Source organism: Aestuariirhabdus sp. LZHN29 (assembly GCF_049985285.1).
Taxonomy (GTDB): Bacteria; Pseudomonadota; Gammaproteobacteria; order Pseudomonadales; family Aestuariirhabdaceae; genus Aestuariirhabdus.
In genome coordinates this window covers 90,843-114,036 of record NZ_JBNIEU010000003.1, presented here as the reverse complement: position 1 = coordinate 114,036, position 23,194 = coordinate 90,843, and the positions used below count along the sequence as shown (strand labels likewise).

At 56.0% G+C, this 23,194-nt stretch carries 23 protein-coding genes and 1 tRNA gene; 11 read left to right on the top strand and 13 right to left on the bottom strand.

The annotated features are described in order from the left end of the window. Positions 1-83: 83 nt before the first annotated feature. The 4 genes from yajC to ACP3PW_RS12940 all read right to left on the bottom strand — a co-directional run bounded on the left by yajC (position 84) and on the right by ACP3PW_RS12940 (position 2,963). Positions 84-422: a preprotein translocase subunit YajC gene (yajC, locus tag ACP3PW_RS12955; protein WP_426417145.1), complete on the bottom strand. Its 339-nt coding sequence runs from the start codon at positions 420-422 to the stop codon at positions 84-86. A 97-nt stretch (positions 423-519) separates the two neighbouring features. Continuing rightward, positions 520-1,635, bottom strand: a complete 1,116-nt coding sequence (gene tgt / locus ACP3PW_RS12950) for a tRNA guanosine(34) transglycosylase Tgt (protein WP_426417383.1) — start codon at positions 1,633-1,635, stop codon at positions 520-522. A gap of 17 nt (positions 1,636-1,652) precedes the next feature. Then, a complete protein-coding gene (gene queA / locus ACP3PW_RS12945) occupies positions 1,653-2,705 on the bottom strand; it encodes a tRNA preQ1(34) S-adenosylmethionine ribosyltransferase-isomerase QueA (protein WP_426417144.1) in 1,053 nt (350 codons plus the stop codon). 48 nt (positions 2,706-2,753) lie between these two features. Next, on the bottom strand, positions 2,754-2,963 hold the full coding sequence (locus ACP3PW_RS12940; protein ID WP_426417143.1) for a hypothetical protein: 210 nt from the start codon (positions 2,961-2,963) through the stop codon (positions 2,754-2,756). Between ACP3PW_RS12940 and ACP3PW_RS12935 the strand changes: the two genes are divergently transcribed. Further along, positions 2,938-3,024, top strand: a tRNA-Leu gene (locus ACP3PW_RS12935). The two genes, ACP3PW_RS12940 and ACP3PW_RS12935, sit on opposite strands and share 26 nt — an antisense overlap. Before the next feature lie 91 nt (positions 3,025-3,115). Here ACP3PW_RS12935 and ACP3PW_RS12930 read toward each other — a convergent pair. Continuing rightward, the gene (locus ACP3PW_RS12930) at positions 3,116-4,573 is read right to left on the bottom strand and encodes a hypothetical protein (protein ID WP_426417142.1); all 1,458 of its coding nucleotides are present in this window, start codon (positions 4,571-4,573) and stop codon (positions 3,116-3,118) included. Continuing rightward, complete coding sequence (locus tag ACP3PW_RS12925) at positions 4,570-5,319, bottom strand: class I SAM-dependent methyltransferase (protein WP_426417141.1); 750 nt, start codon at positions 5,317-5,319, stop codon at positions 4,570-4,572. Before ACP3PW_RS12925 ends, ACP3PW_RS12930 begins: the two co-directional genes overlap by 4 nt. A gap of 92 nt (positions 5,320-5,411) precedes the next feature. On the opposite strand from ACP3PW_RS12925, the gene ACP3PW_RS12920 reads away from it, so the two are divergent. From ACP3PW_RS12920 to ACP3PW_RS12885, 8 genes are all read left to right on the top strand, one after another. Then, positions 5,412-6,395, top strand: coding sequence for a glycosyltransferase family 2 protein (locus ACP3PW_RS12920; RefSeq protein WP_426417140.1), 984 nt, complete (start codon positions 5,412-5,414; stop codon positions 6,393-6,395). Beyond that, the gene (locus ACP3PW_RS12915; RefSeq protein WP_426417139.1) at positions 6,388-7,989 is read left to right on the top strand and encodes a tetratricopeptide repeat protein; all 1,602 of its coding nucleotides are present in this window, start codon (positions 6,388-6,390) and stop codon (positions 7,987-7,989) included. The genes ACP3PW_RS12920 and ACP3PW_RS12915 overlap by 8 nt, the downstream gene beginning before the upstream one ends. Before the next feature lie 191 nt (positions 7,990-8,180). Continuing rightward, a complete protein-coding gene (locus ACP3PW_RS12910; protein ID WP_426417138.1) occupies positions 8,181-9,464 on the top strand; it encodes an NAD(P)/FAD-dependent oxidoreductase in 1,284 nt (427 codons plus the stop codon). Positions 9,465-9,641: 177 nt separating this feature from the next. After that, positions 9,642-10,457 carry a response regulator transcription factor gene (locus ACP3PW_RS12905; RefSeq protein WP_426417137.1) on the top strand — a complete coding sequence of 272 codons (816 nt, stop codon included), beginning with the start codon at positions 9,642-9,644 and terminating at the stop codon, positions 10,455-10,457. Positions 10,458-10,527: 70 nt separating this feature from the next. Then, positions 10,528-11,514, top strand: a complete 987-nt coding sequence (locus ACP3PW_RS12900) for an NAD(P)H-dependent flavin oxidoreductase (protein WP_426417136.1) — start codon at positions 10,528-10,530, stop codon at positions 11,512-11,514. Positions 11,515-11,681: 167 nt separating this feature from the next. Further along, positions 11,682-12,389 carry an ABC transporter permease gene (locus ACP3PW_RS12895; protein WP_426417135.1) on the top strand — a complete coding sequence of 236 codons (708 nt, stop codon included), beginning with the start codon at positions 11,682-11,684 and terminating at the stop codon, positions 12,387-12,389. Beyond that, the gene (locus ACP3PW_RS12890; protein ID WP_426417134.1) at positions 12,382-13,143 is read left to right on the top strand and encodes an ATP-binding cassette domain-containing protein; all 762 of its coding nucleotides are present in this window, start codon (positions 12,382-12,384) and stop codon (positions 13,141-13,143) included. The genes ACP3PW_RS12895 and ACP3PW_RS12890 overlap by 8 nt, the downstream gene beginning before the upstream one ends. 19 nt (positions 13,144-13,162) lie before the next feature. After that, positions 13,163-13,987: an extracellular solute-binding protein gene (locus ACP3PW_RS12885; protein ID WP_426417133.1), complete on the top strand. Its 825-nt coding sequence runs from the start codon at positions 13,163-13,165 to the stop codon at positions 13,985-13,987. Positions 13,988-14,090: 103 nt separating this feature from the next. On the opposite strand, the gene ACP3PW_RS12880 is transcribed toward ACP3PW_RS12885, so the two are convergent. From ACP3PW_RS12880 to ACP3PW_RS12865, 4 genes are all read right to left on the bottom strand, one after another. After that, positions 14,091-14,333, bottom strand: a complete 243-nt coding sequence (locus ACP3PW_RS12880; RefSeq protein ID WP_426417132.1) for a DUF5062 family protein — start codon at positions 14,331-14,333, stop codon at positions 14,091-14,093. A gap of 117 nt (positions 14,334-14,450) precedes the next feature. After that, positions 14,451-14,789, bottom strand: a complete 339-nt coding sequence (locus ACP3PW_RS12875; protein WP_426417131.1) for a YggL family protein — start codon at positions 14,787-14,789, stop codon at positions 14,451-14,453. A 149-nt stretch (positions 14,790-14,938) separates the two neighbouring features. Then, entirely contained in the window at positions 14,939-16,393 is a 1,455-nt protein-coding gene (locus tag ACP3PW_RS12870) for a DEAD/DEAH box helicase (RefSeq protein WP_426417130.1), read from the bottom strand. A gap of 187 nt (positions 16,394-16,580) precedes the next feature. Then, on the bottom strand, positions 16,581-17,486 hold the full coding sequence (locus ACP3PW_RS12865) for a substrate-binding domain-containing protein (protein ID WP_426417129.1): 906 nt from the start codon (positions 17,484-17,486) through the stop codon (positions 16,581-16,583). Between the two features lie 266 nt (positions 17,487-17,752). Here ACP3PW_RS12865 and ACP3PW_RS12860 point away from each other — a divergent pair, with 266 nt between their 5' ends. Then, complete coding sequence (locus ACP3PW_RS12860; protein ID WP_426417128.1) at positions 17,753-18,559, top strand: substrate-binding periplasmic protein; 807 nt, start codon at positions 17,753-17,755, stop codon at positions 18,557-18,559. Between the two features lie 128 nt (positions 18,560-18,687). On the opposite strand, the gene ACP3PW_RS12855 is transcribed toward ACP3PW_RS12860, so the two are convergent. The 3 genes from ACP3PW_RS12855 to ACP3PW_RS12845 form a co-directional block, all read right to left on the bottom strand. Beyond that, positions 18,688-20,328, bottom strand: a complete 1,641-nt coding sequence (locus ACP3PW_RS12855) for a methyl-accepting chemotaxis protein (protein ID WP_426417127.1) — start codon at positions 20,326-20,328, stop codon at positions 18,688-18,690. Positions 20,329-20,804: 476 nt separating this feature from the next. Beyond that, complete coding sequence (locus ACP3PW_RS12850; RefSeq protein ID WP_426417126.1) at positions 20,805-21,113, bottom strand: hypothetical protein; 309 nt, start codon at positions 21,111-21,113, stop codon at positions 20,805-20,807. After that, the gene (locus ACP3PW_RS12845) at positions 21,103-21,759 is read right to left on the bottom strand and encodes a methyltransferase domain-containing protein (RefSeq protein WP_426417125.1); all 657 of its coding nucleotides are present in this window, start codon (positions 21,757-21,759) and stop codon (positions 21,103-21,105) included. The genes ACP3PW_RS12850 and ACP3PW_RS12845 overlap by 11 nt, the downstream gene beginning before the upstream one ends. A gap of 158 nt (positions 21,760-21,917) precedes the next feature. Here ACP3PW_RS12845 and ACP3PW_RS12840 point away from each other — a divergent pair, with 158 nt between their 5' ends. Continuing rightward, a complete protein-coding gene (locus ACP3PW_RS12840) occupies positions 21,918-23,087 on the top strand; it encodes an ABC transporter substrate-binding protein (RefSeq protein ID WP_426417124.1) in 1,170 nt (389 codons plus the stop codon). The last annotated feature ends 107 nt before the right edge of the window (positions 23,088-23,194 follow it).

Sequence of the window (23,194 nt, the reverse complement as noted above, 5' to 3'; positions counted from 1 at the left end):
TGGTGCCCTAGCGGTTATCCATGGAAAAGCCGCAGCCTGCTTGACGCAAAGACTGCGGCCCACAACACAGCGCGAAGCTGCGGTTAAATTGCTTTGATGGTGCCCTTGGGCAGAGCGGCACCGATAGCAACCTTTTGAAAATTCAACTCGACGTTATCGGCTACTTGCAGGGTGACGAACTCATCGCTCACCTTGGTTACTTTACCGAGGATACCGCCGCTGGTAACCACCTCATCACCCTTGGTGATACCACCGACCAGCTCTTTATGAGCCTTGGCGCGTTGGCTCTGGGGGCGCCAAATGATGAAATAGAAGATCAGGACAAAACCACCCAGCATCAGTAACTGGCCCATCATGCTAGGTCCTGCAGCAGCGCCAGCAACGGCAGTTTCAGCAACAGCTTCACTGATAAAAAAACTCATGACTCACTTCTCCAAAAAAAATAGTGTTATTAGAAATCCGGTTCAAACAGACCCGCAACCCAACCTGAGCCGGGTGCAGAGCTGAAAATCAGGGGGGTTAATCCAGCGGCGGCGTTTCCAGCCCCCGCTTGCGATAGAACTCGTCCACAAAGTCGCCCAATTTACCCTGTTCAATGGCATCTCGCAAACCCGCCATCAGTCGCTGGTAAAAGCGCAGGTTATGGATTGTATTCAGCTGCGACCCCAGAATCTCGTTGCACTTGTCCAAATGGTGCAAATAAGCACGACTGAAATTCTTGCAGGTATAACAATCACACTCGGCGTCCAGGGTTGAGCTATCGCGCTTGTGGGGCGAATTCCTGATCCTCACCACCCCTGTCGAGGTAAAGAGGTGGCCATTGCGGGCATTTCGCGTGGGCATTACGCAGTCGAACATATCTACCCCGCGGCGCACCGACTCGACAATATCCTCGGGAGTGCCAACGCCCATCAGGTAGCGGGGGTGATCGTCGGGCATCAGCGGAGTAACCCCGTCAAGCACCTTCATCATCTCATCTTTCGGCTCACCCACCGAGAGGCCACCAATGGCGTAGCCGTCGAAACCGATCTCGTTGAGGCCTTCCAGAGAGCGTTCGCGCAGGTTTTGGTGCATTCCACCCTGAATAATGCCAAACAGCGCCGCTGGATTGTCGCCATGAGCCTCTTTGCTGCGCTTGGCCCAGCGCAGGGACAACTCCATCGAAGTTTGTGCCGTCTTTTCATCGGCAGGGTAAGGGGTGCATTCGTCGAAGATCATGACGATGTCGGATCCCAGCTCTTGCTGCACCTTCATCGATACCTCAGGACTCAGAAACACTTTAGCCCCATCTACCGGGGAGCGAAACGAGACACCCTCCTCGGTGATCTTGCGCAAATCTCCCAGGCTGAACACCTGAAAACCACCCGAATCGGTGAGAATAGGCCCCGACCAACCATTGAAATCGTGCAGATCTCCGTGGGACTGAATAATCTCGGTGCCCGGGCGCAGCATCAGGTGGAAGGTATTGCCCAAAATGATCTCAGCACCAATCTCTTCAATATCCCGCGGCAGCATTCCCTTCACCGTGCCGTAGGTGCCAACGGGCATAAACGCGGGTGTTTCCACGGTGCCACGAGGAAAGGTCAGGCGGCCACGGCGCGCGCGCCCATCGCTACCGAGCTGCTCAAACTTCATAAAACACTCTCTGCTCATCACTTGGGCTCCTGTATCGAGCGGGGAGATGCCGGGCTAAGCAACATGGCATCTCCGTAACTGAAAAATCGGTACTGCTGTTCCACCGCTGTGCGGTAGGCATTCATCATCTGCTCATACCCCGAAAAGGCCGATACCAGCATTAACAGGGTAGACTCTGGCAGGTGAAAGTTGGTGATCAGCAGATCCACGGACCGAAACGGGTACCCGGGATAGATAAAAATGTCGGTCTCACCGCGGTAGGGTTGAATCTCTCCCCCGCGACTTGCGGTTTCAAGGCAGCGCACACTGGTTGTTCCTACCGCAACGATGCGCCCCCCTCGGGCCCGACAAGCATTAACGGCATCGCACACCGACTGATCTACTTCCAGATATTCCGAGTGCATCTGATGGTCTTCGATCTTATCCACCCGCACGGGCTGGAAGGTTCCCGCCCCTACGTGCAGGGTAACAAATGCCGTCTCAACCCCCTTGTTCGCCAAACCTTGCAGCAGAGTTTCATCAAAATGCAGGCCCGCAGTAGGTGCGGCTACAGCGCCTTGATGCCGGGCATACACCGTTTGGTAACGCTCGCGGTCCGACGCCTGATCATCCCGTTCAATATAGGGCGGTAGCGGCATATGACCATACTGTTCAAGCAGCTCCAGCACCGAGGATTCCCCCTCAAAGCGCAACCGAAACAGGCTGTTCTGGCGCTCGACCATGGTAGCTTCGATATGGCCTTCGAGGAGCAAACGGGTACCGGGTTTGGGTGATTTGCTGGCACGAACATGGGCCAACACTTCATGGGCATCGAGTACTCGCTCCACCAGCACTTCGAGTCTGCCACCCGAGGCTTTTTGCCCGAACAGACGCGCGGGGATGACCCGGGTGTTGTTCATTACCAATAGATCTCCCGGTCGCAACAGCTGCTCGAGGTCTGAAAAAATGCGATGTTCCAACGCACCCGAGGCACCGTCAACGCACAACAAACGACTGCTGCTGCGATCGGTTTTCGGGTAACGGGCGATCAACTCATCAGGCAGATCAAAACGAAAATCACTTACTTGCATGGGAGGGCAGGACAACGGGAATCAAAAGGGCGGCGATTTTACCCAAATTCACCGCTCGACGCCATGCCAACAACCCTTTCGAGTCGAGCGATGCATCAAAGCACCCTCTTGCTGACGCTGAGCAAAAATCTCCTTGGAAAGGGAATTGACCTGTAACTCCACTTTGTTATACTGCGCGCCTTCGAGTAGTGAGGCGATATTTCTCACTGCCGCCCTGACGGGGCATCTCTGTGCCAGTGTGATGGAATTGGTAGACATAGGGGATTCAAAATCCCCCGCCTTCACGGGCGTGGCGGTTCGAGTCCGCCCACTGGTACCATACTTAAAAGCCTGCATTTTTTGCGGGCTTTTTTGTTTTTCAGGCCACGCTTCAGCGTACTGACCAGATCGATCTCCTGTAATCGCCAGACCTACTGGTTATTCAACGCTACAGGAATTTTCGTCCATTCGGAAATATATTGATTGGAGGCAGTGCGCCGATAGGGACCCCGCCGGGTCAATTGATACAGATGGCGTTCCAGCGGAGTTTCTGCAGTCTGATCAAAGACGATCAGGCTATACTCACCCCCTAGAATTTTTTCGAAAAGAGGCTCGAGCTTGATTCGCCCCGAGCGCTGAAGAATATCCAGCAAAAACCAATCAAAGGCGACCACGCGCTGACTCTGGATAGAGAGCCGTTCATCCACCAGAAGAATAGGTCCTGCAGACTCTCTATAGTGATCTGCGTATTGTCGAACCGGCATTCCACGATCCTCGTACTGGGCAACCACAGTAGCACCCTGCTCTATCCACACTTTCCCCGACTGCCAAGCTTGCACCGATAACACGCACAAAATAACCAACTTAACGCCCCGTGGAGCACTCCCCATGGCAAACCCTAAAGCAAACAACAATAACACCAGCAGTTCGCCAAAATAGCTGTCGCTAGCTCCGGCTTTACCGGCAATAATGAACGTCCACACCAAAGAAAGTGGCAATGATATTCGCAATAACGTGGGCGCGCTGCGCGCCCCTACAGCCCAAAACGCAGCAACAATAGCCGCCAGCCAGAAACCAGGGTAGCGCTGAAACAACATCGGCGCGTAATAACCAAAGTGATCGACGGGTGTCAGCTCATTGGAGCCCATCGCGAGCAGCGTGTGCTGGAACGACGCCCCCCCCCATATTCCCCACATCGCCAAATAAAGCACACTCAGACCCGCTGCCATATACAGGGAAAAGCGCAGGGCATCGCTCCACCTGCGTTGCGCGCACAATCCACAGAAAATAACAGCAGGAAGCAGAACATAGGACTGCTTAACCGCAAAGGCCGCTACGCAACACAGAGCCACCACGCTCAGTGAAATTCGCTTTTCCACAGCAACAAGGCACCAGCCGAAAAAACCTATCAGCATCGCCAGAGACTCGGGACGCAAGCGGAAAAAATCTGGTGCAACCAACCCGAACACTGTAAAAAAAAGGCCGAAAACTACTCCAGCGGTTACCGCGCCACTGACCCTGTAAGTCCACCAAGCGATTAGACCTGCAAGCGCTATCGCAGCCCCCCAACTGATTAAGCGACCAATCAAAAGCGCTTCATCGGGGGAATTTGCCAGCCAAGCTGACGGCAGATAGGTGAGCGGGTTATAGACGTGATAACGATAAAGCTGTTCGTGCCAGGCAGGATAAAGATCCTCCCCACGCAGCAGTCCTATAATTCCGTCGTACACGAACCCTTCATATCGCGTCACTACATGGGGAATATTCGCCGCATGGTAACCGGCAATAAGGTTGGTCACAGCTACAGTCAAAAATATAGCCGCCAACGCCGCCACCCAGAGTGTAAACCAGTGACGCCCCACCCACTGCCCAGCAAATATACCGCTCATGATGCATCCACCCTGGCGGAGTCATGCCCCGCCAGCGCCAACAAAGAAACACCTAGCGGCAACTTCAATTGTCGACGTATCAGGTAACGTTCCGAAGAAAAAATAGTGTACAGCAGGCGATTCACCCAGGGACCGGGCATTTTATCATCCCCCCCCGAACGCAACCCTATGCGAGAGCAGAGTCGAGCCAAGGCAACTGCAGGAAGCAAAAGAGAGTTCATGTACTGCTGTTGATAAACAGTGAAGCCACTTTTTTCAAGCACACGAGTTAACTCGGACGAACTGTAACGCCTGAAATGATGATGGAGCAGATCATGCTCGCTCCATAATGATTGCAGCGCCGGCACGGTAAGCAATAGACGCCCCTCAGGCGCAAGCAAGCCTTTTAGTGACTCGAGTGACCGACCATCCTCCTTAATATGCTCAAGCACATCCGTCAGCAGGATCAGATCATACAGATAACCACTCGGAGGCAATGCGTCCGGTAACGCCCCGGGCATCAGTTGGGCTCCATGCACGTCTGCTGCCAGTTCGCGCGCACGGGCATCGGGCTCAATCGAATCCACCCTCCCGAAACTTTCCAGCATCGCGGTATTGCCGCCGGTGCCGGCGCCTATTTCAAGAATCTTCGCCTGCTCGGGCAACCCCAGGGATTCGATAACAGATGCCACAATTGTGCGCCGCCCCCTGAACCACCAATGCGTGGACTCCAGCCGAACCATCTGCTCATATACATCTGCTTCCATAGTCCAGTCCGTAATTCCTTATTCCTTACAGGGGTTTACAGTGGATTATCCAGCGCATAAAGTCTCACATCAAGCTCATAAGGATTTCCGCTATGTCCGGCCCTGCCGCCCTGATCAGCCTGATCGTTCCCTGCTTCAACGAAGAGCGCAACATTCCCTCGCTCTACGAGCGACTGCTGGAGGTAATGGAACCCATAAACCTGGCGTTTGAGATCATCCTGATCAATGACGGTTCCACCGATCAGACACTGACAATCGTTCAAAACCTGCACCAAAAAGACAAACGTGTACGCTATGCCAGCTTCAGCCGTAATTTTGGTCATGAAGCCGCGTCAAGTTGCGGCTTCGAGTTGGCGAAGGGGGATGCGGCAATTCTGCTCGATGCTGACCTACAAGACCCCCCCGAGCTGATTCCGGAGATGATTCGGCGCTGGCACAACGGCGCACAGATGGTTTATGGAAGAAGACTAAGCCGCGAAGGAGAGGGTATACGCAAACGGGCATCATCCTACCTTTTCTATCGACTACTAAACCGGCTTTCAGATACACAGATACCCGCCGATGTTGGAGATTTTCGCTTGGTAGACCGCGTTGTCATCGACCACTTTAACGCACTACCCGAGCGCAACCGATTCGTACGAGGAATGTTTTCCTGGGTCGGGTTTCGCCAGGAGGAGATCCCCTTTACCCGTGAGCAGCGGCACCAGGGCGATAGCAAGTACAACTGGTTCAAACTTTTTCTACTGGCATTCGATGCAATCACCTCTTTTAGCGTATCCCCTCTACGCATTTGCTCACTGGTAGGACTGATGGTAACGATGGCCAGCTTTGCCGCTGCCATAACTGTCAGTCTGCAAAAGCTTTTATGGGGCATGGCAATACCGGGCTATGCTTTCGCCACCGCGGGGATGTTCCTGCTGGGAGGTGTGCAGCTGCTCTTTCTCGGGATGATTGGCGAGTATATCGGCAAGATCTACACCCAGGTTCAGGGACGTCCACTATTTATCGTTGACGAAACAGAGAGTACGACATCCGCTAGAATGAGCAAGACTCAGGATTCACTACCCCATGAGTAACACTCCAGCTTGGCACAACAGCCAAAAGGTGTGGTCCTTTTTGCTGGTAGTTGCGTCAGGAGTCGCTTACTACACTGCACTGACATCGGGTTTTGTCCTCGATGACTGGCCCGTTATCGTAGAAAACCCGGCGATTCGATCCCTCGTCAATTCATCGGATTTCTTCACTCAGAGCGTGTGGAGTAACACCGAAGAAAAATCCAATAACTTTATCTATCGCCCTCTATTTCTGCTTACCGTCGCTTTCAACTACCAGCTTTGGGGGCTGGAGCCCTTCGGTTATCACCTGACCAACCTTCTCCTGCACTGTGCAAACGCCCTACTTCTGCTGCAGGTACTGCGCCTGCTTCTCCCCTCCGCTGCCCTGCCCTGCCTGGGTTTTGGTACGTTGCTGTTTGCCCTGCACCCAAGCCATGTGGAGTCCGTCAACTGGATCTCCGGGGTCACCGATCCCCAGCTCAGCTTCGCCATCTTGCTCTGCTTCTACGGATACCTGCGCAGCGACAACCGCGGCTGGCTACTGCTCTCCTGGACCGCCTTCGCCTGTGCCCTACTGGCCAAAGAGGTTGCCGTCACCTTCCCTCTGGTGCTGCTGGTGATTCCTCTTCTGCGGCGCCAGCCGATCAACTGGTTGCGCTGGCTACCCTATGCCGGACTGGTTGGCATCTACTTTGTGCTGCGCTCACAGGCCCTAGGCGACAGCGGCACCTTTGCCCGCTTCAGTATTGAACAGTTGCCAACACTGCTTGGCTTTGCCGGGCACTATCTGCAACTGCTGGTCATCCCATGGCCGTCCGGTTACTACTACAGTCCGCCAAGCACCCCTCTGTCGATCACCACCGGCTGGGTCATCATTGCCATCCTGTGCCTGCTCTGTTGGCGAGCCTGGCGTCAGGCCAACTGGCAGTTTCTGCTCGGTGGTATCTGGTTCGCGGCCACCCTGGCACCGGCCTTGGCACTCTCCCTGCTCGATACGCCCACTTTTGCCCTGCGCTTTCTCTACCTGCCCTCGATCGGTGCCACCATTGCACTGGTCGCCTGGCTACAATCTTTCGAGCCCAAACGTTTTGCCTACCCCGTCATGGGAGTGGTGTCGATTGTATTCGGCGCACTCTGCATCCAGGACGGCAAAAACTGGGCAAACGACAAGGCTTTCTACAGTTACGCGCTGGAAAATAGCGGCGATCACCCAGGCCCCTTCATCGGGTTGGCACGAACCGTCGCTCGCGACCCGGAAGCTATCGACCTCGATCAGCTGCTGCTACTGATTGAACAGCAACTGCTCACTGCACAACAGCAGCGAAATCTACTGGAGATGATCGCAACAGACTACGGCAAAAGAGGCCAGCTCGAATTGAGTCGATCCGTTTTCGGTCAGCTAACTGGCCGCTTTCCCGACTATGCCATGGGCTGGCTGGGGCTTGGCAACCTGGCTTGGCTACAGGGTGATCTACCCGGTGCGATGAAACACTATCTGGCAGCAGCGCAATTGCAGCCGAACGATCCCCAGATCTGCCAAAACCTGCGATCGGCGATGCAGGTCGCTCGAAACCAGAGCCACCGAACCGCTTACCTAACGCTCTGCCGCCCCTGAGCACCCAACGTACTAATTGCCCCCCCTCCCGGCTCCGGACTATCCCCTCGGGGGTATAGCGATATCAACTCACGGCGGGTAGGTTATTCTCCACACCGCTTCAATCGAGCCTCGTGCCGATACTCAAGAGGCGACCCTACAATAAAAATTACCACCTCAGCGGCACTGCCCGAGGTGCTGGAGAGCTTTCGATGAATCCCGTATCCCACACTACCTCCTACTACGCCGCTTCGGCTAACGATACCCGCCAGCGTCCCCCCCTGGACGGGCAGGTCAGCGCCGACATTTGCGTAATCGGCGCTGGCTATACCGGCCTGTCCACTGCTCTCCATTTGGCCGAAAGCGGCTTCAAGGTGGTGGTCGTCGAGGCCAGCCGCATCGGTTTCGGCGCATCGGGTCGTAACGGCGGCCAGATCGTCAACAGCTACAGTCGGGATATCGACTTTATCGAGCGCCACTATGGTGCCGAAACGGGTGCCGAACTGGGCCAGATGGCCTTCGAAGGCGCGCGCATCATGCGTCGCCTGATCGAGCAATACGACATCCAGTGCGATCTCAAGCCCGGTGGCATCTTCGCTGCCTGCAACCCCAAACAGTTGCGTGAGCTGGAGGCGAAAAAATCCCTGTGGGAGCGCCACGGCCACACCGGTCTGGAGCTACTCAGCGCCGATAGTATTCAACAGCACGTAGGTACCGAACGCTACAGCGGGGGCCTGCTCGACCATAACGGTGGTCATATTCACCCGCTCAATCTGGCGCTGGGCGAAGCCGCCGCACTGGAGTCACTGGGCGGCGTCATCTTCGAAGGCTCGCCGGTCATCCGGGTGGAGGAGGGAAACAAGCCCCGAGTGCATACCGCCACAGGAAGCGTCAGTGCCGACTTTGTGATGGTGGCAGGTAACGCCTATCTGGGCGGGTTAATTCCCAAACTGCAGCACAAGGCGATGCCCTGCGGCACTCAGGTGATCACCACCGAGCCACTGGGCAAGAGGCTCCAGCAGCGCCTCCTGCCCAGTGACCACTGCGTCGAGGACTGCAACTACCTGCTCGATTATTATCGCCTGTCCGGTGATGGGCGCCTGATCTATGGCGGCGGCACCACCTACGGTGCTCGGGAACCCCATAAGGTAGAATCCCTGATCCGCCCAAAGATGCTCAAGACCTTCCCCGAACTTGAGGGCGTCAAGATCGACCACGCCTGGACCGGCAACTTTCTCCTCACCCTGATGCGCCTGCCACAGTTTGGTCGCATCGGCAGCAACATCTATTACGCCCAGGGGTACAGCGGCCACGGTCTCACCTGCACCCACCTGGCGGGTCGACTCATCGCCAACGCCATTCAAGGGCAGGCTGAGCAGTTCGACGTCTTCGCCCGACTGCCCCAGCCTCCCTTCCCCGGTGGACGGATGTTCCGTATTCCTTTCACTGCTATGGGCGCATGGTACTACAACCTGCGAGACCAACTGGGGGTTTAAACCCTCCCTACCTGGACAGATAACGCCGCGAACTACCAAGCCATAACCGGCCCGTGGCGGCGTTGATCTATTTCCCCTTTTCATTCCACCGGTCCAGGGTCAAAATGCGAGACACAAAAATATTCCGGCAAGGCCACCTACTATGGTCCAGCCTGCCGTTGCACGCATCGAGATCCCATGGCCGACAAACCGAGCTCTATCTCCGTCAACAACAGCTGGCAAAAAAATCTGGCAACCCTGATTGACCATCACCGCATGCGCAGCTTCCCCGCCACCCTGGAAGCCTACATGGGGACCCTCTGTCGGTTCGATACCTTTTTGATGATCGCGTTCAAGGAATCATTTCAGCCGATCACCATCCACCCCACCGACCCCGACCAGCAAAGCCAAACCCTGCGCCATTATCTCGATCGCGCCTACGTGCTGGACCCGCTGTTTAACGCCATACAGGGCGGCCTTGGACCCGGCGTTACGCGCTTGACCGAAATCATGCCGGATTCGTTCGAGTCCACCGAGTACTATCAAAGCTGCTATCAGGATTTCGACCTCAACGATGAGATCGACCTTACGATCCGCCTCGATGGGCAGATCACCTGCGCTATTGCCCTCGGACGCAAAACAGAACTCGGCTCCATATCCCGTGCCGAGATGAAAGCCCTCAACCAGCACTATCCGCTGATCGACTCGCTGGTGCGCCAATTCTGGCTCAGCCAATCGTCGGAGTATGTGCAGTACGAACGCTCCGCCGGACCGATGGAACAGGCGCTGAGCAGCTTTGCCAGCGGGGTGCTTACCCAACGGGAGCGCGAGGTGACGGGGCTGATTTTACGGGGCTTTTCATCGAAAGCGATTGCCGAGCTACTGGGCATCAGCGCCGGCACCGTCAAGGTGCATCGAAAGAATATCCACGCACGACTCAACACCTCCACCCAGTCGGAGTTATTTACCCTCTTTATCGATCACTTGAACGGACTGGAATCCGACCCCGGCTAGCCAAGCAAGCGCTTGCTTAACCATCAAAACAACGACTACTATGGATCGCACCTCTAGCGGAGAACGAACCATGGCCATTCCCAACACCCTGACACCCCACCTCAGTCTGCCCCTGGTTTGCGCCCCCATGTTTCTTGTTTCGGGGAGCGAACTGGTCAAGGCAACCTGCCTGCAGGGCGTTGTCGGCACCTTTCCAGCGCTAAACCTGCGCACCAGCGAGGCGTTCGAACAGCAGCTGATCGAGATCAACAGTGCACTGGAGCAGGCTCGGAAGGATCACCCCGACCGCCCCATCGCACCCTACGGGGTCAATCTGATCGTCCACGGCACCAACCCGCGACTGCAGGCCGACCTGGAACTCTGCGTCAAACACCGGGTGCCTCTGGTGATCACTTCGCTGGGAGCAGTGTCCGGGGTGGTGGATGCGGTGCACAGCTACGGCGGTTTGGTGTTCCACGACGTCACCAACCGACGCCACGCGCAAAAGGCCGCCCAGGCCGGGGTTGACGGCATTATTGCCGTAGCGGGGGGGGCCGGGGGCCATGCGGGCACCCAAAACCCGTTCTCTCTGATCGCCGAAATCCGTCAGTTCTTCGACGGCACCCTGCTACTGGCTGGGGCTCTCTCGAAAGGTGATGACATACTGGCGGCCCAAGCCATGGGGGCAGACATGGCCTATATGGGTACCCGTTTTATCAATACGCGAGAATCCCAGGCCTCGAACGACTATAAAGCGATGGTGGTTGAAGCCGATGCCGGAGATATCATCCATACCCCCGCAGTATCGGGCGTTCCCGCAAGTTTTATGCGCCAAAGCCTGGAGCAGGCCGGGTACGATCTGGCGCAACTGAGCAACCCGGGCGAGGTCAACTACGGGGAAAAACTGAAACCGGTCGATGACGAGGCCAAAGCCTGGAAGAGCGTCTGGTCGGCGGGTCATGGCGTGGCGGTCATTAACGACGTGCCCACCACCGAAACTCTGTGCAAACGACTGCAACAGGAGTACCACAGCGCCAGCCAGCGACTCCTCGAACGCAGCTCTCCCTTTACCCAATAGGCGTCCCACGGCGTCAGGCCACCATAGCTCCCGCTTCATTATTGCCGTCCCGGCCCACCCGGATATCCATTTGAGATCAACCCTACCCCCTTGGCAGGGTTGATTTTTGGTGCGCGCAGGAACAAAATCTGTAAATTAGACATAATAAAGCATAAGCACATACCCAAATGCAGGATTTCAGCGACGCCTTTCAGCTAGCCTTTTCCCTTGCCCTCTCCGGGGATCCCGACCTGTTGGAGATTATCTGGCTCTCCCTGCAGGTCAGCCTGAGCGCCGTAGTGATATCCTGCCTATTGGGATTACCCCTGGGCGCCCTGATCGCCATCAGTCGCTTTCGCGGTCGCACGGCCCTGCTGGTGCTGGTCAACGCGCTAATGGGGTTACCTCCTGTAGTCGTGGGACTGCTGGTCTACCTGATGCTCTCCAACGCGGGTCCCTTTGGCGCTTTCCAACTGCTGTATACACCGACGGCGATGATCATTGCCCAGACCCTGCTAATCACCCCCATCGTTACCGCTCTCTCACGGGAGGTGATCGAGCAACTGCATAACGACTACGCCGAACAGTTCCGCTCTCTCGGGGTGCCTCGTAGCACGGAGGCTCTGGCGCTGCTGTGGGACGCGCGCTACAACCTGCTAACCGTCGCCCTGGCCGGCTTCGGTCGTGCCATTGCCGAGGTCGGGGCCGTCATCATGGTGGGGGGTAATATAAACCACCTTACCCGGGTGATGACCACAGCCATTGCACTGGAGACCTCCAAGGGCGACCTGGCGCTGGCGCTGGCGCTGGGCATGGTGCTGATACTGATTGCATTGACCGTCAACGCCCTGGTGATGACCCTCAGGCTGAGCGCCGCGAGGCAAGCTTATGCTTGATATCGCAGGAGACTATTCACCCTTCGCGACGGACAGCGGACTATTGCCGGGAGTGGTCTCCGATCTCGGCTACCAGGTTCGGGGGAAACACCTGCTGCAGCAGGTCAACCTGAGGATCGAAGGCAGCGGCACTAGCATCATCATGGGGCCCAACGGCTCCGGCAAAAGCCTCTTGCTCAGGCTACTTCACGGCATGATTGAACCAACCAGTGGTCAGGTACACTGGGGCGAGCTGAGGCTCGATCGCACTAACCGGCGCCGTCAGGCGATGGTGTTTCAAAAACCGGTGCTTCTGCGCCGCTCGGTGGCGGCCAATATCCGTTTCGTACTCAAGCTCGAAGGGAAACAAAGCAAAGCCCCATTGAATCAACGTATCGATCAGCTGCTCGACAGCGTGGGGCTCCTCGGGCAGGCCGAACAACCCGCCCGCCTGCTCTCGGGGGGCGAACAGCAACGTCTGGCGCTGGCTCGAGCCCTGGCGCTCAACCCCGAGGTCCTGTTTCTCGACGAACCGACCGCCAGCCTTGACCCTGCCTCTACCGCTGCGATTGAGGCCATTGTGCAGCGCTGCTCCAATACCGGTATGCGCATCGTTTTTGTTACCCACGACGTTGGCCAGGCTCGCCGCCTTGCCGACGAAGTCATTTTTGTCGATCAGGGTCGAATCGCGGAACAGACACCGGCCAGCCTTTTTTTTGATCAACCCCAGTCCCAGGCGGCGCGCGACTATCTCGCCGGTCGTTTGCGATTCTAGCCCCCCAGGAGCGTCACCAATGCCTGTACTCACCCGCACCCTGAACCTGACCTGGTTTCTGTTAGCTTCGATCTTCAGTGGCAGTGTCATCGCAGACACATCAATCGTGGTTCAGTCCACCACCTCCACGGCCAACTCGGGCCTCTATGACGCGCTATTGCCGCTATTCAAGGAGCGCACCGGCATCACCGTTAATGTGGTCGCCGTTGGTACCGGACAAGCCATCAAAAACGCCATGAATGGCGATGCCGATGTACTGCTGGTACACGCAAAATCCGCCGAGGAGAAATTCGTCGCCGAAGGCTATGGCGTGGAGCGATTTGACCTGATGTATAACGATTTTGTCATCGTAGGGCCCACCCATGACCCCGCTGGATTGGCCGGAGGAAGAAGTGCGAGCGCAGCCTTTGAGAAAATTGCCAGTCATCAAGCGCTCTTTGTCTCTCGCGGCGACAACTCCGGCACCCACAAGAAGGAGCAAGCCCTTTGGCGCAACACCAATATTGATGCCCAATCCGCCAGTGGCAGCTGGTATCGCGAAACCGGCTCCGGTATGGGCGCAACCCTCAATGCCGCCGCAGGTATGGGAGCCTATACCCTGACCGACCGTGGCACCTGGATCAGCTTTAAAAACAAGGCATCGCTGGCCGTTATGGTCGAAGGTGACAGGGACCTGTTCAACCAGTATGGCGTGATGCTGGTCAACCCCGCCAAACACCCCAGAGTCAAGGCCAAAGAGGGCCAGCAATTTATTGACTGGCTCACCGGCCCTGAGGGGCAGCAGGCGATCAATGACTACCAGCTGGGTAGTCAGCAGCTGTTTTTCGCCAACGCCAAGCGCTAGCTACCTCTGCAGGGGCTCCCCCCTGCTATAAACATTGCTGGCCGAGATAGAAGTTGTCCCATCCCACCAAACAGAGAGGTCTACTTTATCCCTCCGGGCGGGTTCATCCACTCTTTTGTTTGGAGATCCATATCGCCAGTTTATGCCGCATGGAGGGCTGGGAAACCTGATCTTCGGGAAGCGGTTGAATCAGTTTGTCGTGTACCAACAAGCGGTAGAGGTATTCGACCTTCACATTGGCCGAGTCGGTGGCCTCGAATTCAACCGCGCCCCGCGCCTCAGCGTATTTCATACCGACACTGATCGCCTGCTTGATCAGCTCGGCTTCGTTCTTCATTTTCTTCATATTACCCCCCCCCCACGATTGCTGACAGGTTACAGGCCCCACCCTAAGGGAAGCTCGCTGGCCCCTTCAGGGTAGCATAATACCCTTGCGGCGAATCGCGGGGGGGCAGGCGACCTGCTACATACCGTAGTGAGCGTCAGACAACTCATTGACCGTAGCATCGGAGATGCAGGACTGGTTAGCGAGCCACTGCTCTACGGCCTTGCGGTCTTCATCGGTAGCGGACTGGTAACGCTCACTGGAGACAACGTAACCCTCAAAGCTCTCTTCACTACCACCACCGATCACCAGCAAGTTGCGCTCGCCCATCAGGTCAGCCAACTCATCGAACAGCGCATCAAACTCAGATTCACCCTTAAGATCAATGCGGCAGGTAAACTCAAACCCCATTACCGCAAACTCACCCAGATACAATTTTTTGCGAAGGCGGCGGCTTCTGTTTTTTTCGTTTTGCATGTTATTTCCTCTCTCTATCAATAAAGTTTAACGGAGCCATACCCCAAATAGTTTTGGTGAAATCGGCTCTGTTAGGTCGATGTATTGTTAAATCGAAAGTTGGCCAGATCAGTCCGGCTTTATCTCGATACTATCCACGGCTCAAGGGATTAATCTGAATGCCCCCAGGGGGATGGGCGCCGAGGTTTAGCAGGCCGCGCCGCGTTGCTTTTATTTGGTGCTGCAGCAGGAGACTGGGCTTTGGATGGGGTTGAACCCTCCACAGTACCCTTGACGCCCCTGGATGGCTTTCGACTCGAAGATTGGCCCGCCCTGGCGCGAGGTTTTTTGGTCGCCACCCGACCCTTTTTCGCATCCGGTTTACGGGGTGCATTTCGCTTCTGTTTGAAGGATTTGCGAACCACCGTCTTAATCGTTTTTTTACCGGCGATACCCAGCGCATTCGCCGATGACAGATCCACGGGTTGCTCGACGCCATTATCATAAAACGGCAAAGGCTCTGGAGTCAGGGGGCGTTTCAACAGCTGCTCGATACCTTCCAGCCACTTACGCTCAGAGGTACTGAGCAGGGACATGGCGCGCCCCTCGGCACCGGCCCGGCCGCTACGACCGATGCGGTGCACGTAATCCTGCGCAACCCGGGGCAGGTCATAGTTGATCACCAGCGGCAGTTCAGCGATATCAAGGCCACGGGAGGCAATATCGGTAGCGACCAGTACCCGCACCTCTCCCTGTTTAAAGGCGTCCAGGGTTCGGGTGCGCAAAATCTGGCTTTTGTTACTGTGAATCGCAGCGGCCGCGACCCCCTCCTGCACCAGATAGGCCACCAGATCATCGGCGCTCTTTTTGGTACGAATAAACACCAGTGCCCGCGACCAGCGCCCCTCTTCGATGAGATAGCGTACGGTATCGGGCTTGTCGTCCCAGTCCACCTCATACACCGATTGCTGCACCAGTTCGGCAGCACTGTTAGCCGGACTCACCTCAACCCGAACCGGGTCAACCAACAAGCCGTTCGATAGCTCTACTACGGCGGGAGCGAAGGTCGCCGAAAACAGCAGGTTCTGGCGTTTGGCGGGAAGCTGCGCAATGATCTTGCGTACCGCATCGATAAAACCAAGATCCAGCATGCGATCGGCCTCATCCAACACCAGGGTCTCTACTCCCCCCAGAGTTAGCTCGCGCTTATGCAACAGATCCAGCAAGCGCCCGGGCGTTGCCACCAGCACATCCACGCCCTTTTTAAGCTGGGCGATCTGGGGCTCCATATCCACCCCCCCGTAAACCACCGCCGCGCGAAGGCTTAGACCGCTGCCATAGGCCGTAATGCGCTCGGCAACCTGAGCTGCCAATTCGCGGGTCGGCGCCAACACCAGCGCTCGCACACCCGCCCCGGCAGGGGAGGATTCCGACAAACGTTGCAGGATCGGAAGCGCAAAACTTGCCGTTTTACCGGTACCGGTCTGGGCCGCTGCGAGCACGTCCTTGCCTTTGAGTATATGAGGTATGGCTTTGCGCTGAACCGGTGACGGGGTTGTGTACCCCTGGTCGCTAAGCGCCTGGACGAGGGGGCCACACAGGCCCAGGGAGGAGAAGGCATTCATTGAAATTTACTCGGTGATTTGCGCGCCACTACCGAAGAGTAGCGCACAGGAAGGGGAAAGGGCGCAAGCATACCCGAAACAGGACCCCGGCGCGACCGCTACAGGCGGCGCAAATAAAGGGATTGAGCCCATATCCTTGCGTACTTGCGACCTGATAGGGCCCTGCCCCGAGCGATGGGGTTTTGTCCTAACAGGAACTGTTAAACCAGACCCGACCGCATTCGCTCACATCGTACCCCTGATACTCATTCGCTTTGTGCCGGAAGCGGTCACTCTGGCAGAAACCAAAAAAGCGCTGTAAAGGCTCATCAAACCAGGCTTTGCGGTCCACCAGCAGATCGTAACGCTCCTCCAGCAGGGGGACAAAATCCAACCGATACTGGTGGGCCAAACTCTGCAGTCCCAGTGCTCCGGCAGCATTGCCGTTGCTGACCAGCATCGCGGCATCCGCTTCGCTACGCGCAATATCACCCAGTATAAAATCGTCTGTATGCAGGCCTGCCTGGGCGATCAGCTGCAGCAACAGGGCCTGGCTGCCCGCTCCCGGCTGGCGGCTAACCAGCACCTCATGCTTCAGGTCCGCCAACCCACTGATCGTCTTTGCGGCCCCGGGCGCAACGATTAGACCCCGTTGGCGGCGGGCAAACTCCACCAGCACGACCGCCTCATTGGCAAACTGATGCTCAACCTGGGGACGGTTCCACTGATGACTGGCCCCGTCGAGCAGATGCAACCCCGTGACGACCCCTTCCCGTCTCGCGAAACGATCGAGACCATCCTGACTGGAATCAAATAGCATCGCGAGCCCGGCACCGGATTCCCGCAGCGCCCACTCCAGCAGCGGGTCATGGCTGCCAAGAACCACCGCGCTGCGCGGCTTGGACCGGTCCGAGACCAAAGCGTTGGGTTGTAGCGATGCTCCCCCCTCCTCCTTGCTAGCGATCCATTGCATTACCCCGGCCCGGGGAAACAACAGCTTTCCCGTGGCACGGGTGCAAGGCACCTCGCCAGTCGCCACCAGATCATAAACCTTGCGCTCGCGAATACGCAGCAACTCTGCCAGTTCACGGGTGGTAAAAAATTCCTGCTCCATCGAGTCTGTGCGCCCTGTTTCATTCCGTCGGTTACGCTCAATTCTACCCCATGTGAACTAAAAAACCTGCCGACAATATTCTACGGACATTGGCGCCAGGGGGCGCCCTGACACTGCACTGTGGTTTGCCCTGAACCCCCGGCGTTTGTTAGCTAAAAAACAAGCTTCAACCCCTAGGACGTTGTCGAACAAGCCTGCCCATACAAAGTGGCTACTGCTAAAATCTGCGACTAAACTATCCCAGGGTGGCATCCAGGGAGCGGGAGATGAATGCAAGAAAAAACCTGAAGGGACGAACCGGCCTATGCGGCACCCTGCGTACACTCGTATGGGCTTTACTGCTGTTTCCGGCGCTGGCGCACCCAGACGATAAAACCATTACCTTTGTCGCCGATGAGTGGGCTCCTTTTAATGGCGTCCCCAACAGCGAAATGGAAGGTTACATGGTGGATGTCGCCCGCGCTGTTTTCGAGCCCCAGGGGTACAAGGTTATCTATCGCAACCTACCCTGGACGAGAGCAGTTGCTGAAACCCGGGAGGGTCACTACAACGCGGTGATTGGAGCTTCCCGTAGCGATGCGCAAGGCTTCGTTTTCCCCGAAGAGGAGCTAAACCGAAACCGCCTGAGCTTCTATGTAAAAAAGGATTCGGACTGGAAGTTTACTGGTATCGATTCATTGAACAGCGTCCGCATTGGAGTCGTTGCCGGATACGATTATCGCGACTGGTTTCGAGAATTTATGGCTAAAAAACCCTCCAACATAGCCACGATCCACGGCGACCGTCCCTTGGAAAGAAACATTAACAAGCTGGTTCTGGGTCGTATCGATGTAGTGGTAGATACCGCGGCCGCTATCCGCTGGAGCGCAAAGCAAGCAGGTATGATGGATGAGATCATCTCTGCCGGCGACGATCACATCGGTGACGTGGCCTATATCTACCATGCGTTTTCGCCCCATCTGCCCACATCACAAACCTACGCTGACATACTTGATGAGGGTATACGCACAATGCGCGCCAATGGAGAACTCCACACCATACTGCAACGCTACGGGCTTCAGGACTGGAAGTAGACTACTGCCTTACCCGCTTGCGATGCGATCTACTTTGCGCCTTCAGAGGCAAGCCTACCCCAAGCACACAAAAAAGCCTGCCCGACGGTCATCATTATCACCAACGGACAGGGTCGATCGCTTATAGCTTAACTGTGCACAGTGAATCGCCCGGAGACCTCCTGCAGATGCTCGGACAGCACAGCCAACTCCTCGCTGGCCCGGGCGATCTGTTGGGTGCCCTGGGTACTCTCCTCGGTGATATGACTGATGTTATCGATATTGCGGCTGATCTCTTCGGCCACCGAGGATTGCTCCTCCGAGGCACTGGCAATCTGCGCGGTCATCGCATCGACCTGCTCGATCTCATTGGTGATGGTCTGCAACGCGTCTCCGGCACGACCCGCTTCCCGGGCTGCGTTTGCTGCCTCGTCACGGCTCTGCAACATCGCCTGGGCCGCATTCTGGGCACCGTCCTGTAAACGCTTGATCACCTCATAGATTTCGTTGGTGGATTCACTAGTTCGTTGCGACAGGGTACGGACCTCATCGGCAACCACGGCAAACCCCCTGCCCTGCTCACCCGCGCGGGCGGCTTCGATCGCGGCGTTAAGCGCTAACAGGTTGGTCTGCTCGGCGATACCGTTGATCACCTCGAGGATGGTGCCGATGCTTTCACTTTCGTTTTTCAGGTTTTGGGTGATTTCGGAGGTATCATTCAGCCGCTCGGCGAGTTGCTGAACGACCCGTACATTGTGATCCACCACGCTGCGACCTTCGATCGCCGCATCCGCCCCCTCGCGGGAAGCACGGGCTGCTTCGGATATATTTTTCGCCACTTCGTGCACGGTGGCATTCATCTGGCTCATCGCGGTCGCCACCATAGTGGTTTCCTGCTCCTGCACCGCCATGCCCGCGCTGGTCTGTTCAGTGGTCGCAGAGAGTTCGGTCGCCGCCGAGGAGACCTGGCTGATCGCAGCGATCATCTCCAGGATCATGGTATTGAAGCGCTCCATCATGCCGTCAAAGGCACGGGACATCTGGCCAAACTCATCACGGCTGTCAACGGCCGTGCGCAAGGTTAAGTCGCTGTTGGCCGCTGCTGCGCGCATTGTTTCGCTCAGTTTTTCCACCGGCCGGACAATACTACGGCTGATCAGCACAGCTGTCCCCAGGGCGACCAGCAGGCAAACCAATAGATAACCCGTGGCGATCTTTACTTCACTCCAAAAAACAGCTTCCAGGTCATCAATATACACGCCGGTGCCTACGACCCACCCCCAGTCACTGTGAAATCGTGCGTAGGAGAGCTTGGGAAAGTTACCCTCCTGCCCCTGTCGTGGCCACTGGTAGTGAGTGAAACTGTCGCCATCTCGCACGGCGTTGTCGACCATATTCTTGAGGAAAGCGTTACCCTCGGCATCAGTGAGCCCGGAGATATCCTTACCCTCCAGTGCAGGCTTGATAGGATGCATGAGCATACGATGACTAGTATCCAGTACAAAAAAATACTCATTCCCGGCATAGCGTAACGAGCGCAGATCCGCTAGCGCCTCTTCTATTCCTTCAGTTTGACTCTTGGCACCGATCGCAACCAGCTTCTCTTGCCGATCGATCAGCGAATAGGCTGTGTCGATCAATGTCGTCAGTTCGGTTTCCTTGGTTTTATTAAGGTCGAACCACATCTCTTTGAGACTCAACACCTGCAGTGAAATCATCCCAAACATGACGATTCCAACCAAAGCAAACAGTCGAGCGCGTACACTAAAACTCCCCAGCAGCTTGTCCATACATCAACTCCTTCTGAAAACCTTCTCCGTTTGTGGACATCACACTCCGCACTTCTGTACGGGACAGCCAATCGGTTACGCGGCCATACTACGAGGCAGGGCCTACAGAACGCAGCGAACAGCATACTCGCCCAGGGAGTGGTTGTTTTTTGACCTCCATCAAATCAATATCTGAGAAAAACGCGTCAACAGGAGTTGACTCGAATAGCACATCAAAAACTGATACTTTCCAAACCCTAAGGAAATATAATCAACGCTCATAATAATTATTAGAATCAGTTGTTTACAAAGCATAAAAAGCGCAACCACTACCACCGAACCCTATCAATAGCGTTACCGCTTGAGAGTACAAGCCACGGCTAAAGCCTGATACAGAAATAGAAAAACGTGAACTGGTAGACATAAGAAAGTTGCGCGCAGGTCGTACCCTATGCTGTTTCGATAAAGACCATAAATCATAGTGCGAGCAAATATGATCAGACTCTGGCCAAACGCCTTGCTCTCCGATTCCAGGCCCAGAAGAAGCTCACGCGGTAGATAACGACGTAAACACTCAGTCCAACCAACAAAGCGATTATTACTCGTTTAGCATCCAATGGAACCCTGTAATAGACCAACAGCATCACAATCAATACGCCCGCCAACGAACCGAAAACAGCGGTCAGCTTGACCAGGAGTCTGTTATCGATCGGCACTTCTTGTTGGGGGCGCAAGAATACAAGGGGCCACCAACTCCAGTTTTGATCAGAGATCGAATTTAACCCCCGCTCCAGTTTATCCAGCATTATTTTGCTCCCTCCCGGCGCACATCTTCCGCCGCCAAACCTGCCAGCACTCCTGCCCCTGAAACACTTCCAGCGAATCGGTCACCGGTTGTCTATCAATACATTCAAACGACGGGGACAACAGTTGATCAAGCTGCTCCCCGAGAATAGGAAATGGGGGACCACCGCGCCCCTCGCCCAGCAGAAAGTAACCCAGTAGAAGCCCTCCCGGACGAACCTGGTTAGCCACCCAGCGACTATAGGTTTCCCGCAATCGTTCGGGGATAGCCGCCAGAAACGCGCGCTCATAGACCAGATCCGCCTCGACCTCAGCCACCGAACTGGTAAACACATCCTCCTGACGCAGCTCAACCGGTGCATCACCTATGTTTTCTCGTGCCACTGCCAGAGCGCTAGCGCTGAAATCGATGGCGGTAACCTTGGCGCCGGCGCTGGCAAAGGCAACCGCTTCGTAGCCACTACCGCAGCCAGGTATAACGACTTTTCCGATGGATGATACGTTGTCGATCCAGCACGCCAGCTGCCGGGGAACCCCTCCAGCATCCCAGGGCATCACCCCCTCCTCAATGCGCACATCCCAAAACTCGGAACGTGACGCATCACGATATTGACCTATTTTTTCAGGCACGGGCGACTTGTTATCCATTACTGTTCCCTGCGCGTACCGCGCTGTTATCTGCCATCAAACTCAGGTAGTTTATGTGGAACGTCCGCCCCACGCCAACTTGCAGCAGCAATCGAGGAGCAAGCGCTGGGCTGTTAACAACAATAACGACTGGATCAACCATCAAAAGGAAGCAAACCATGGTCAAGTACCTGCGAAATACAATGGTGCCATTACTCCTGTTTGGCGCTTCAATAACGAGCGCGGCAGAGCCGGTAAAAATCGGAATGATCACCACCCTCAGCGGTGGGGGATCTTCATTGGGCATTGATATCCGCGACGGCTTTAAGCTCGCTGTCGACCAGGAGCAGGGCAAGCTTGGAGGCTACCCGGTTGAGCTTATGATCGAAGATGACGCCCGTAACCCTGGCAAAGCGAAACAGATCGCAAACCGACTCACCAAAAAAGAGCGTGTCGATCTGCTCACCGGTATCGTCTGGTCAAACCTGGCCATGGCCGTTGTGCCCTCAGTGACTAAATCGGGTACTCTCTATATCAGCCCCAATGCAGGCCCCTCAAAACTCGCCGGTAGCGGCTGCTCGGCCAACTACTTTAATGTCGCCTGGCAAAACGATAACCTGCATGAGGCGATGGGCCAGTATCTCAGCGACAAGAATTATAAAAACGTATATATCCTGGCGCCGAACTACCCCGCAGGGAAAGATGCGCTAACCGGTTTTAAACGCTTTTTTAACGGCTCTATCGCAGGTGAGGTATACACCAAACTGGGCCAAACCGACTACGCCACCGAACTTGCTGCGCTACGCGCCGCCAAACCTGACGCTGTTTTCTTTTTTCTTCCCGGCGGCATGGGCATCAGTTTCCTCAAGCAGTACCAACAGGCAGGACTCGCGACGACGGCGCCACTGTTCGGCCCCGCCTTCTCCTTCGACCAGGGCATACTCAAGGCAACCGGCGATTCGGCACTGGGAGTCATTAATAGCTCACAGTGGAGCAAAGACCTCGATAACGAAGCGAACAAACGCTTTGTCAAAGACTTTCAACAAACCTATGACCGCCTGCCATCGCTTTATGCCAGCCAGGGTTACGACGCCGCACGCCTGATCGCCTCGGCGCTGGCATCGACCGGAGGGCACATTGCCGACAAGGAGGCTTTCCGGGCAGCATTGAAGAAAGCCGACTTCGACTCGGTGAGGGGGGATTTCCGCTTTGGCAACAATCAACATCCTATTCAGGATATTTATATTCGCGAGGTTTACCAGGATGACAGCGGGGTACTGAGCAACCGCGTAATTGGAGTGGGCCTGCGCGACCATCAGGACGCCTATGCCGATAACTGCTCCCTTTAGGTAACATGGCATTACGTCCGCTGTTATCTTGACGGACTATAGAACGGTCAGGTGGTGGGAACACGGAGAACTCGGTGTTCATACCGCTTCAATCCAACTGACAACCT